The 12,740-nt window shown below is 39.9% G+C and carries 11 protein-coding genes and 1 tRNA gene; 9 read left to right on the forward strand and 3 right to left on the reverse strand.

All coding sequences use genetic code 11. From position 1 onward, the window contains the following. Positions 1-2: 2 nt before the first annotated feature. Both XEN7305_RS11405 and XEN7305_RS11410 read left to right on the forward strand, forming a co-directional pair. Entirely contained in the window at positions 3-410 is a 408-nt protein-coding gene (locus XEN7305_RS11405) for an MAPEG family protein (protein WP_006509576.1), read from the forward strand. 107 nt (positions 411-517) lie between these two features. Beyond that, positions 518-597 (forward strand) — tRNA-Leu (locus XEN7305_RS11410). A 112-nt stretch (positions 598-709) separates the two neighbouring features. On the opposite strand, the gene XEN7305_RS27580 is transcribed toward XEN7305_RS11410, so the two are convergent. Continuing rightward, positions 710-1,000 (reverse strand): tetratricopeptide repeat protein, encoded by a 291-nt coding sequence (locus XEN7305_RS27580; RefSeq protein WP_083889366.1) that lies wholly within the window; start codon positions 998-1,000, stop codon positions 710-712. Positions 1,001-1,015: 15 nt separating this feature from the next. Here XEN7305_RS27580 and XEN7305_RS11415 point away from each other — a divergent pair, with 15 nt between their 5' ends. Genes XEN7305_RS11415 through XEN7305_RS11425 form a run of 3 tightly spaced genes read left to right on the forward strand, consistent with a single transcriptional unit; the run spans position 1,016 to position 1,897 of the window. Next, positions 1,016-1,228, forward strand: a complete 213-nt coding sequence (locus XEN7305_RS11415) for a hypothetical protein (protein WP_006509577.1) — start codon at positions 1,016-1,018, stop codon at positions 1,226-1,228. A 44-nt stretch (positions 1,229-1,272) separates the two neighbouring features. Then, complete coding sequence (locus XEN7305_RS11420; RefSeq protein WP_006509578.1) at positions 1,273-1,611, forward strand: type II toxin-antitoxin system RelE/ParE family toxin; 339 nt, start codon at positions 1,273-1,275, stop codon at positions 1,609-1,611. Next, entirely contained in the window at positions 1,604-1,897 is a 294-nt protein-coding gene (locus XEN7305_RS11425; RefSeq protein WP_006509579.1) for an addiction module antidote protein, read from the forward strand. Before XEN7305_RS11420 ends, XEN7305_RS11425 begins: the two co-directional genes overlap by 8 nt. A gap of 4 nt (positions 1,898-1,901) precedes the next feature. Here XEN7305_RS11425 and recG read toward each other — a convergent pair whose 3' ends face one another. Next, positions 1,902-4,367, reverse strand: coding sequence for an ATP-dependent DNA helicase RecG (recG, locus tag XEN7305_RS11430; protein WP_006509580.1), 2,466 nt, complete (start codon positions 4,365-4,367; stop codon positions 1,902-1,904). A gap of 106 nt (positions 4,368-4,473) precedes the next feature. Between recG and XEN7305_RS11435 the strand changes: the two genes are divergently transcribed. Both XEN7305_RS11435 and XEN7305_RS11440 read left to right on the forward strand, forming a co-directional pair. Further along, the gene (locus XEN7305_RS11435) at positions 4,474-5,250 is read left to right on the forward strand and encodes an RNA methyltransferase (protein WP_006509581.1); all 777 of its coding nucleotides are present in this window, start codon (positions 4,474-4,476) and stop codon (positions 5,248-5,250) included. A gap of 31 nt (positions 5,251-5,281) precedes the next feature. After that, positions 5,282-6,586 (forward strand): serine hydrolase, encoded by a 1,305-nt coding sequence (locus XEN7305_RS11440; RefSeq protein ID WP_006509582.1) that lies wholly within the window; start codon positions 5,282-5,284, stop codon positions 6,584-6,586. Positions 6,587-6,622: 36 nt separating this feature from the next. Here XEN7305_RS11440 and XEN7305_RS11445 read toward each other — a convergent pair whose 3' ends face one another. Continuing rightward, on the reverse strand, positions 6,623-7,168 hold the full coding sequence (locus XEN7305_RS11445) for a hypothetical protein (protein ID WP_006509583.1): 546 nt from the start codon (positions 7,166-7,168) through the stop codon (positions 6,623-6,625). 527 nt (positions 7,169-7,695) lie between these two features. Here XEN7305_RS11445 and XEN7305_RS11450 point away from each other — a divergent pair. Then, on the forward strand, positions 7,696-9,003 hold the full coding sequence (locus XEN7305_RS11450) for an AAA-like domain-containing protein (RefSeq protein WP_006509584.1): 1,308 nt from the start codon (positions 7,696-7,698) through the stop codon (positions 9,001-9,003). Positions 9,004-9,050: 47 nt separating this feature from the next. After that, positions 9,051-12,557, forward strand: a complete 3,507-nt coding sequence (locus XEN7305_RS11455; protein WP_006509585.1) for an AAA-like domain-containing protein — start codon at positions 9,051-9,053, stop codon at positions 12,555-12,557. Positions 12,558-12,740: the final 183 nt, after the last annotated feature.

The raw sequence follows: 12,740 nt of genomic DNA on the forward strand, positions 1-12,740 counted from the left end.
TTATGAATTTTTCTGTTCATGCTGTTCTACTGTATTCGATTGTAGGAGCAGTTGTCTTGACCTACGCACCTTTTCTGGTCGTTGGTTTTGCCCGTTTTCAGAGTGGTTATGACCAGTCGGCTCCCCGCGCGATGTTTGACAAGTTGCCAGACTATGCAAAAAGGGCTACTTGGGCGCATCAAAACTGTTTTGAAGCTTTAACTATTTTCACAGCAGCTGCCTTGATGGCATTTGTTACGGGGGTAGAATCTGATTGGGCTCTCTTTGCGGCGATCGCCTTTCTCATTTCGCGTTTGTTTTATTCCGTATTTTATATTCTAAATGTTCCTATTTTGCGCTCTCTCATGTTCGCAGTGGGCTCGCTCTCGGGTTATGTATTATTTGGCCTAAGTTTATTGGCAGTCAATTAGCTGTACGCCATATTATTTGAGGGTTTTCAGGCTTAGCAAAAAAAGAAAGAGTTTTTTCTTGTAAGAAAAACCCAAGTTGGATTATAATCATGTAGCATTGAACTAAAGGGCGATTGGCGGAATTGGTAGACGCACCACACTCAAAATGTGGCGAGAAATCGTGAGAGTTCGAGTCTCTCATCGCCCATGTATTTATTTATCCATTATCCAGTAAGCTCTCATAAGGTTCGGTTCAGATAGCTGTGATGACTGGTCTCTTTTTGAGCATTCTTCCGCCGTCAACTAGTGGACTATTTTTATCATTGTAACTCTCTAATTCTATCGAGAGCTTTTTGATACCAATAACCTGTATTTCCTTGTTGCTGATATAAATCTGCTACTTGTTGGAAATTTTGAATTGCTGTTTGTTTATCACCTATTTTCCCATAGCTGTTGCCTCGACCGTAATAAGCATTTGCATGTTGAGAATCGAGACGAATTGCTTCATTATAATCCGCGATCGCCTTTTGATATTCTCCTAAATTATTGTAACTATTACCACGATGACTGTAGACATCTATACGTCTGGTGTGGATTAAAAGATACTGAATTGATAGATTTTAAGAATGGCTCCTTACCTATGGGTTATCGGTTTAACCGTTGGTAATCTAGGTTGGTCAATTATTAAAACTTCTGTTCCTGAATTACTTTGTCGTAGGGCTAGATCTGCTAATCGTCCTAGACTATCAGAACTCGCAATTCAAACAAGTTGCGATGTTTTTCATTCCAGTATACATAATCGTTATCATGGGGTAATACTCGAAATATTTATGATGTAGGGCAATTTAAATGCTAAGCTGTAGCTTATAGACTACAAATAAATATGAAATCCCAAGAAAAAATTGTTCTTACTTATGTAAAAAAAGACGGTAGTGTCCCTTTTAATGATTGGCTAGCATCATTACGAGATAAAAAGGCACGAGCAAAAATTAGAGCGAGAATCAACCGTATCAGACTAGGAAATTTAGGCGATTGTAAAACTGTTGGAGAAGGTGTGAGCGAACTAAGAATTAATTTTGGTTCTGGTTTTCGAGTTTATTTTGCTCAACAAGGAAACACGATAATAATTCTGCTACATGGCGGGGATAAAAGTAGCCAAGATAAAGATATAAAAAAGGCAAAACTATATTGGCAAGATTACAAGAGGCGCGACGATGACTAAAAAAAGTAGAAGTTATAGAGATGATTTACTTAAGTCTTTGACTGATCCTGATGAAGCGAAAGAATATCTTAATGCTGCTTTAGAAGATGAAAATCCTGAAGTATTTCTCTTGGCACTTAGGGATATAGTTGATACCAATACCAGTATGAGCCAATTAGCTCAAGCTACTAATCGTAATCGTGAAAGTTTGTATAAAACTCTTTCTGAAAAAGGAAATCCACAATTAAGTAGTATTCGCAGTATCTTAAGCAATTTAGGATTCAAATTGATAGTAGACGTTAACTAATTTCCTAATTTAAAATATCTCCACCCATCAACCGTCGATAACGAATTTCCAACTCCTTCTTCAAACTCGGATAACTCTCCAAACTGCGATCGCGATCAATAATTTTCTCCGCCGCATCCCTCGCCAAATTCAACACCTCCTTATCCTCAACCAAACTTGCCAAAGCAAAATCTGGCAACCCCGACTGCCGAGTTCCCAACACCTCCCCAGGGCCCCGAAAACGCATATCCATTTCCGATAAGAAAAACCCATCTTGTGACTGCTCCAAAACTCCCAAACGCTGCTTCGCATCAGGACTCTTGCTACTACTCATCAGAAAACAATAGGACTTATCTTTCCCTCTTCCAACCCGTCCCCGTAACTGATGCAGCTGCGACAACCCAAAACGTTCGGCATTTTCAATTACCATCACCGTCGCATTAGGCACATCCACCCCAACTTCAATCACCGTCGTCGAGACAATAATTTGGGTTTTCCTATCTCGAAAAGCAGTCAAAGCAGCATCTTTGTCCGCTGACTTCAATCGCCCATGCAATAAACCGACCTGAAATTCAGGAAAAACAGTTTCGGATAGTCTTTGATGCTCTTCCACCGCCGCTCGCACATCCAGTTTTTCCGACTCTTCCACCAAGGGAAAGATGATATAGGCTTGCCTACCTTGGGCAACTTCACGACGAATCACATTATAGACTTTACTGCGATCGCGTCCTGTTTTGACTGCAGTGGTAATGGCTTGTCGTCCTGGCGGTAATTCATCCACCTGGGAAACATCCAAATCCCCGTGAAGCGTTAAAGCCAAAGTTCGAGGAATCGGCGTTGCTGTCATATTCAGCACATGGGGCGACTCTCCTTTTGCGAGTAACCTTGCTCTCTGCTGTACCCCAAAACGATGTTGTTCATCGATGACAACCAACCCTAATTTACTAAATTGCACTGGATCTTGAATCAACGCATGAGTCCCCACAAGTAACGGCAATTCACCGGTTTCTAGTTGAGCATGAATTTCGCGGCGTTTTTTGGTTTTGGTCGAACCTGTTAACAACTCCACTGGCAGATGCAATAGATTGAACCAACTAACTAACTTGCGATAATGTTGCTCTGCTAAAACTTCTGTTGGTGCCATTAATGCCGCTTGATAACCAGATTGGATTGCTGCCAAAATTGCAAAGATTGCCACCACGGTTTTCCCTGCGCCGACATCCCCCTGTACTAAACGGTTCATGGGCGTATTTGATTGTAAATCTCCCAGGATTTCATTAACTACTCGCTGTTGAGCATTGGTTAGCTTAAAAGGTAATAGCTCTTGAAAGCCATTAATTAACTCACCTGTAAGATCAAAGGTTGCGCTAGCTTGATCTTTTTTCAGTAATTGACGCCGCCGCAAAAAACCCAATTGTAGATAGAAAAATTCATCAAATACTAAGCGCCTACGGGCATGGGTCAGGATATCTTGATCCGTGGGAAAATGAATATTCGAGATCGCATCTTTTAATTTAATCAGATCATATCCTTGGCGAATTGCCGCAGGTAACGGGTCCTTTAACTGCTCAGCAACAGGTAAAATCGCAATGATTGATTTTCTAACCGTATCGGCGGGAACCCCCTCGCTCAAACTATAAACAGGCAAAATCCGCCCAACTTTAATCGATTCAATGCTGGCCCCTGCACTATCTAAAACTTCAATTTCTGGTTTGTCCAAGGTTAAACCATATTTATTCTGCTTGACTAGGCCAGAAGCTGCCACGATCGCACCCACAGGATACTTGCGTTTATAGCTTTCTTGCCAACCTCGATTAGCAAAGCGCGGGCCACTAAAAAAGTTACTCAAAGTAAGTCTTCCCGTAGGATCTCGCAAAACCAGCTGAAAAATGGTTAATTTCTTATTCTTGGGACTATTGAAACATTTACAACTTTTGACAGTACCGATTATGGTTGCCGTTTCCCCAGGTTCGAGATTACAGATCTGCACCTGACGCGCATAATCGAGATGCTCTCGGGGATAATAAAACAATAAATCCCGCACTGTATATAAGCCCAATCTTTCGAGATAACTTCCCTTGCCCCCAATACCCACCACCGTATATAAAGTCTGCTCAAGAGTAATCGGTTTACTACTGTAGGGATTAGTTTTGGTTTCTGCTGCGACATGCTTGGCGCGAGTTTGTTTCGGTTTCGAAGGTGGGGCAGCATTAGTTGTAGCAAGAGTTCTTTGTTGAGACAAAAAATTTCGGGTACTCGTCACCATTGTGTGGCGCTGATTGAGAGACATTTCGGGATATTTGGCAAATTTTTGCGCTAAATCGTACCAGCGATCGCGCTCTTGTCTTGGTATATTTTTAGGTGGCCTGCCCAAACTAAGACACAGAAACTCACTAAAGCGATATTGTTTCCCCTGAAGATCTAAGTAACCTCGTTCTGCTTCGATCGCCAAAGCCTTTTGCAATCTAACCCAATCTAAACTTTCATCCATTTACTCAGTCTTCCTAGTAACTTTAAAATATTACTACCTTTAGATTTAGATAGGATAACTGTTGAAACTAAAACCTAAAACCTAAAACCTAAAACCTAAATTTTCAATGAACGAAATCCGAATTATCTTAGTCGAACCAGCAGGAGCCCTAAATCTGGGATCGATCGCACGGGTGATGAAAAACATGGGGCTATCCACCCTGATCTTAGTCAATCCTCAATGCGATCGCTTTGCTGATGAAGCAAGACAAATGGCAGTTCATGCCTTCGACATTTTAGAAAATGCCCAAATTGTTGCTGATTTGCCCCAGGCATTACAAGGATGCCAAAGAGCAATGGCCACAACTGCTCGTGCCCGTTCTCTATCTACCCAACTAGAACCCCCCAAATCAGCTCTAACTTGGCTACTAGCCGAAAATATAACTTCTGCTCTGATTTTTGGCCCTGAAGATCGAGGGTTAAGCAATCAAGAACTCAATTATGCCCAAAGGTTTGTCGGAATTCCTTCTCATCCGGTCTATCCTTCACTCAATTTGGCCCAGGCAGTAGCGGTCTGTGCCTATGAAATATACCAACTTTCCTTGTCAAATAATGTTGACAATCCTTCAGGCTATGTTAGCCTACAGGCAAGAGGAGCAGATGATAATTTCAACCCAGTTTTGGGGAATAATGCGACCATAGAAACCTTAGAAGGTTATTATGCCGACCTAGAATCTTTATTGCTAGATGTTGGCTATCTATATCCCCATACCGCAACAGCTCGAATGGCGAAATTTAGACGCTTATATAATAGTGCTAATTTAACCAAAGAGGAAGTCGCTATGCTTCGCGGCACAGTACGGCAAATTAAATGGGCGATAGAGAACAACAAGGGTAGGGAGTGAGTAAATAAGTTAATTAGAGGAGAAGCCAGCCGTGAATCGAGAAGTCCAACCCAGCCCATTATTTGCTTCATCTAATAACCAAGGTAAAGTTTCCGCTACGAAATCTATTACTCCAAAACCAACGCAAAATCGCCATCGAAAGAAGAATAAGCGTCCTCGACGAGGTTTACTCGGTTTGTTATTCCCCAATAAATCAGTTGCCAAAAAATCGAACCGCAGGAGAAGGCCAGGCACCCCAACTGTTGCTCGGAATCTTAACTCAGCACCAGAGCTTCATCCGCCAAGAACGAAAAATGCTCCTTTAGCCAAAGAGGAAAAATCTTTCAATATTCTGCCTACACCTTTGGCGATAGCAACTCGTCTACTAGTTCTAACCGTAGGTGTTAGCACAATTTTAGGTTCGGCAGTGGCGATTTCCGATTCTTTGAAGACTGTGGCGCCTACAGAAGATGCGATCGCGACAGAAACAATTGCCGCAACTGACTCTTCAACAATTACCAATATATTTTCGGGGATCTCTTTAGACAAAGAAATCACCAAATTAAAGGATAAGCTCTCTAGCCTCACTGCAAACTACACGCAACTTGAAGCAGGGGTCTATATAGTTGATCTCGATAACAAAAATTATGTTAACTTTAATGGTTCTCAGGCTTACTCCGCAGCTAGTACCATCAAAATTCCTGTTTTAGTCGCCTTTTTTGAGGATGTTGATGCAGGCAAAATTCGCCTCGATGAGAAATTGGTAGTGACCAAAGAAGTCATTGGCGGAGGTTCTGGTTATATGCAATATAAGGAAATTGGCACCAAATATAGTGCTTTGCATACGGCCACCGATATGATTCGAGTCAGCGATAACACCGCAACTAATATGTTGATTCAACGTTTAGGTGGTATGGAGGTACTAAATCAACGCTTTGCTGAATGGGGATTGAATAATACAGCAATTCGAAATCCTTTACCCGATTTAACAGGGACAAATACTACCAGCCCTGTAGATTTGGGCAACCTGCTCATTAAGATTAATCGCGGGGATCTGATTTCTCTGCGTTCTCGCGATCGCCTACTAGCAATCATGAGAACCACCAAAACTCGCACCTTACTTCCTCAAGGGATCGAAAAAGATGCAGTCATCGCTCATAAGACAGGAGACATTCGCTCTTCTTTGGGTGATGCGGGAATTGTCGATATGCCCAATGGCAAACGCTATATTGTCTCGGTATTAGTCAAACGACCAGCTAATGATCCCCAGGCCAAGATCTTAATCCAAAAAATTTCTCAGACCACCTATCAGCATTTGAAATTTTATAACGATCGCCCCTTTATCAGTGAACAGTGAACAGTGAACAGTTATCAGTTAATTGTCGTTATAGGTCTAGGACTTGAGAAATACAGAAGAGTAATGTAAGGCAAGATTGGTAGTCTGTTTTACTTGCAAAAGTCTATATTCTTGCTGGACTTTTGTCTGGATTTTCTGAAAATCTACACTCATCACATGTGGACGAAAACCACTTTTATATAAATCTTTTAGTGACTTCGATTCTATAGATATTTGTAGTCGCTCATTATCAGATTGTTGAAGAATATCAAAAAATGTATCGCTCATTTTATTCCGTATCACCATCTTGCTTTCTGCGGACGTAATCAGGTTTCGCTGGCTCATCACAAAAAGCATTTGATAATAAGGACATTCAAATTTTTCATGGGCCCGAAATCGAATTTTAGAAGTATCTATATGGGGAAAATAGCAACTTAAATTTCTGACCCAAAAACGCTGAAAATTATATCCTCCATTGATCCAGAATACCTGACCGGAAAAAAAATAGAATCGCCACACTATGCCAACTGAAGTTTTAAAGATTAATTTGCCAGTAAATTTTTCTTTTTGACATTGTTCAATAATATTAATTACTTGCTGCATAGTGATTTAGATTATGATTTTATTCATTAGCCAATTTAATCTTCCATGGTGATTCAAGAAAATTCTGGAATTCTATTTGTTAATATCTGGCAAATGTGAGTGTAAATGGACTACCTATCAACAGAGATAAAAGAGCCGATATATCAATACTTATTGCTTATGACTTCCGCGCAGCGGCGGCACTAATTTGGCGATAAAAGGTGTTACAAGCATAATATCGGCAAAGGAAAGTTGATAACTGCTCTATTAATTATTTGTTTGCTTTTCAACAATTAATAATTCAGTTTTATTTTTATATACTCCTTACAGCTCATTGGTGATTATAATGTTGGCTGATTTAGCCTAATAACAAATCTATGTCATCTTCAAGACAAATGTCTGCGAGAAAAAGTAATTTTATCCAAGTACCTAAGTATTGTTTAGTAATCAGAATTATTATGGATATATTGCATAAGCAATACGATAAAATTGGTCTATCGCATAAGTAAGCATTTATAATAAATTAAAACAAATTAAAATTTCTTAAAATGACCCTCGAAGAGATATTAGTTATAGTAGACAATCTTATTCAGCCAGAAAGATTAACAACTTTACAAGAAATAATTTTGCGCCAATGTTGGAGCGGTAAAACCTATCAACAAATTGCTCAAGATTCTGATTACGATGCAGACTATATAAGAGTGGTAGGTTCTCGATTATGGCAAATTCTTTCTGATGCTTGCGCCGAGAAAGTCACAAAAAATAACTTCCGTGCTATTCTGCGGCAACAGTCGGGAAAAACGAAAAATGTTGAGAATATTAGTCTGAATTTAGAATTACCGGACGGTTCACTTCCCTTGAAATCTAATTTCTATATTGAACGACCTCCGATAGAAAGCAGTTGTTATAACGGAATCAGACAGCCAGGAGCCTTAATTCGGATCAAAGCCCCTAGCAATATGGGAAAAACATCATTATTGACCAGAATTTTATCAGCTCAAAATTATCAGTACCATTCAGTTAGGCTGGATTTACAACAAGTAGATAACAAAATACTCAACGATCTTAATCGGTTTCTCCGTTGGTTATGTGCCAATATTTGTTCGCAATTGGGAATAGAAAATTTAATAGATGAATATTGGAATGAAGATTTAGGATTAAAGGTTAGTTGTACTGCTTATATGCAGGATTATATTTTACAGCAGTTGGACAAACCCCTAATCTTATCGCTAGATCAATTACATCTTATTTTTGAACATACTGATGTTGCCCAAGAATTTCTTCCTTTGCTCCGTTTTTGGCATGAGGAAGCGAATAATATTTCTATTTGGCAAAAATTGCATTTGATTGTCATCCAATCTACAGAAAGCTATGTTCCTCTAAATTTTAACCAGTCACCTTTTAATGTCGGGTTACCTATTGTGTTACCAGAATTTAACGCGCAGCAAATCGATGAACTTGCTCAGCGACATCAACTTAAATTGCAAGATGGTAAAGACAAAGGTAATTTAAAGCTTTTGATTGAAATAATTGGGGGACATCCCTATTTAGTAAGATTGGCCTTTTATCATTTGGCAAAATACAATTTAACCTTGGAGCAATTACTCAAGGAAATTTCTACTGAGACTAGTATCTATCGGGATATGTTGCTTCATTATTTGGCAACTTTATACAAGAATCCTTCTTTGGCGACAGCCTTTAAGCAAGTTGTTCTGTCTGAAGATGCTGTCAAACTAGAATCTTTTGTGGCTTATAAATTGGAAAGTTTGGGCTTAATATCACTTCAGGGGGATGAAGCTGCTCCTAGTTGTCAACTATATCGTCTTTATTTTCGCGATCGCCTTAATCAGTTTTGAGTAATGGGTAATGGGTAATAGGTAATGGGTTATTGTGACACAAATTTATGTTGGTAAATAAGCAAGCAAATTATGAATATCAAGTAGGTGGTAGCCTAAAAAGTAATGCTCCTACCTATGTGATGCGCTCAGCAGATGCCGAAATTTATAATGCTTTGCTCAAAGGAGAGTTTTGCTATGTATTCAACTGTCGTCAGATGGGGAAGTCGAGCCTGCGAGTTAGGGTGAAAAATCGCTTGCAAAGCAAAGGTTGTGCCTGTGTCTCTCTGGACATGACAAATATTGGTAGTAAAGGTATTAGTCCCAAAATTTGGTACAAAAGTATTGCCTTTGAAATCTGGCGTGGGTTTAACCTAATTAACAAAGTAACTAAGGTTAATCAGTATCCCGTCAAATTTAAGGTTTGGTGGCAAGAACAAGTCGAATTGCCTCCCTTACAGAAGTTTACTCGCTTTATTGAGGATTTAGTTTTACCGAGCTTAGAGCAAGAGAAAGTTTTCATTTTTATTGATGAAATAGATAGTGTGCTCAGTATGGAGTTTCCGACTGATGATTTCTTTGCTGGGATTCGCTATTTTTATAACGCCAGAGCAGAAAATAGCCAATTTAATCGTCTCAGCTTTGCTTTGTTTGGTGTAGCTACTCCTTCCGAATTAATCAAAGATTCTATTCGAACTCCTTTTAATATTGGTACTGCGATCGCCCTAACCGGATTTACCACCTCAGAAGCGAGACCCTTGATCGATGGGTTGGCAGATTATTTTAAATTTCCCGAAATCGTTTTAGAAGAAATTATTAATTGGACTGGTGGGCAGCCTTTTCTGACCCAGAAACTATGTAAGATGGCAGTCAAATCTGGCCAACAAGAGCGGGCTTGTCCTTTGGTGGGAGCTGAAACTCATTGGGTAGCAACCTTAGTTAGACAAAATATTCTAGACAATTGGGAATCTCAAGATGAACCACAACATCTTCGGACAATTCGCGATCGCCTACTGCGAAACGATATAACCACCAGTGGTTTGTTAGGGATTTATCGAAAAATCTTGCAAGAAGGATTCATTAAATCAGATGAAAGTAACGAACAAAGAGATTTGCTCTTAACAGGTTTAGTTATTAAAAAACAAAATAATTTAGTAGTGGGAAATCGAATTTATCGAGAAATTTTTGAGTTCACCTGGGTTGAGCAACAGTTAGATAAACTTCGCCCCTACGCCAGAGAATTGAAATTATGGTTGGATTCTGAGTGCCAAGATTATTCCCGTTTATTGGCAGGTCAAACTTTGTCTGATGCTAAAGCTTGGGCGAATAATCACTATATCAGTCAGGAAGAATATCAGTTTTTATTAGCCAGTCAAGTAAAAGAAGAAGCAATATTACGCCAAAGTTTAGAAATTAATCGACTTCAAGCCGTCGAAGTTCGCTTACTTCAAGAGCAAAAACTAGCTAAATTACAAAGTTTTTTAATTGCAACTATTAGTGCAGCATTTGTCATTGCTCTCGGGTTAGGAATCGCTGTTTATGGAGAATCTCGTCAAGCTATCAAAAAATCTATCGAAGCCTATACCACATCTTCTGAAAGTTTATTTGCAGCGGATAAAGATTTTGCTGCTCTTATACAGGCTCTCAAAGCCCAGGAAGAAAGCCAGAACTTATTAATCAACTTAGACTCAGAGACACAACTTAAAATCGACTTTGCCCTACAACAAGCAGTTTATAACATCAGAGAAAGAAATACTTTGTCTGGCCATCCCGACATTGTCAACAGTGTTAGTTTTAGCCCTGATGGCAAGTTAATTGCTTCTGCCAGTTCTGATACCACGGTCAAAATATGGCAGAGTGATGGCCAATTAGTCACGACTTTAGCAGAACATCAAGATACGGTAGTTGACGTTGCTTTTAGTCCTAATAACCAGATCCTGGCTTCGGTATCAGAAGACCGGACCATGAAACTTTGGCATCGTGAAGGAACATTGCTCAGAACTTTAGTCGGGCATCAAGGAGGTATTCATAAAGTTGCTTTTAGTCCTGACGGGGCCTTTATTGCGACTGCATCAGAAGATAAAACTGTCAGACTTTGGACTATTCGGGGCAAACTATTGCGAGTCTTAGAGCATCCCAGAGAAATTTTAACCGTGGTTTTTGCGCCAGATGGCCAGACTATTGCCACCGGCGATCGCAATGGTATGGTCAGATTATGGAAGCAATCTGGCAATTTAATTCGTAGTTTTCCTGCTCACAATTTACCGATTCGCGGCATCGATTTTAGTCCCGACAATCAAATTTTAGTTACGGGGGGAGACGATAAACTGGCAAAAACTTGGACTCTTGATGGTAAGTTACAGCGAACTATGTCCGGATATGACGCTCCTGTGACAGGGGTAAAATTTTCTCCTGATGGCAAAATGATTGGGACTAGTAGTTGGGATGGCACAGCTAAAATATGGCATCTTGATGGCACATTGCATTCTCAACTTAAGGGTCATGCTGCCAGGGTTTGGCGACTCGCTTGGTCTCCAGACGGCTCTAGGGTTGCGACTGCTGGTTGGGATAATGTCGTCAAATTATGGCAGATTAGCGATCCTTTAGTAAAAACTTTTTATGGTCATCAGGCTACTATTTTAAGTGTAGCTTTTCACCCCCAAGGCCATTATATTGCCACCGCTAGTGACGATCATACCGTAAAGTTATGGCGTCCTGATGGCAGTTTACTTACTAATTTCACAGGTCATACTGCCGAGGTTTACGATGTGATTATCAGTCATGATGGTGAGTTAATTGCTTCTAGCGGTCTGGATACCACAGTTAAGTTATGGCATCCTGATGGCACTGTTCTTGGTACTTTGAGCGATCATAATTCTCCCATTAATGATATTGACTTTTTTCCTGATGATCAAACCCTAGTATCTGCTGGATTTGATAAAACTATTCGGTTTTGGCAACTAGAAAATGAAGAGGACTCTTTGCGCTTCATTCGCAAACGAATTGTTGATGCGCATCAAGCGATTGTTACTAGTGTAGATATTAGTCAAGATGGTAGTCTGATTGCAACCGTCAGCCATGATCACAATCTCAAACTTTGGCAAGCCAACGGCGATCGCATTCATTCGGTTAAGGCTGATAATATAGGTCTTAAAACAGTGGCGATCTCTCCTGACAAACAAATGATTGCTACAGGAGGCAAAGAGCAGAATGCTAAATTATGGACTATTGACGGGGAATTGATTACTACCCTGGAAGGTCATAAAGCAATTATTTTAGATGTTGAATTTAGTCCTGATAGCAGCAAAATTGCAACCGCTAGTGCCGATAAGACAATAAAAATATGGGACAGGGAAGGAAATTTATTGACCACGCTCAGAGGTCATCGGGGACGGGTTTGGAATATTGATTTTAGTCCCGATGGTCAACAGATTGTCTCCGTAGCTGAGGATAAAAAAATCAAACTTTGGAACTTAGAACGTATTTTAACTATAGATCCAGTTCAATATGGTTGCGATTGGATTACAGATTATGTCAGAACAAATATCCAATCTGAAAAAAAAGTTTGTAATTAGGGCTTGCTGGAAAAGATGAAAAGTAGAGCCAAAGAAGGCTACAGAGATCTCAAGGGAAGAAAAAATGAGGGTCAATGGACGGAAAAGCCTTAAAATTGGTGAAATCCCCTTGCACTAAATAAGCAAGAACAAATGTACTATAAATCACCTCAGACTTCCATTACGCCAGAAAAGTTTGAATTA

The organism is Xenococcus sp. PCC 7305 (genome assembly GCF_000332055.1).
Classification (GTDB): Bacteria; Cyanobacteriota; Cyanobacteriia; order Cyanobacteriales; family Xenococcaceae; genus Xenococcus.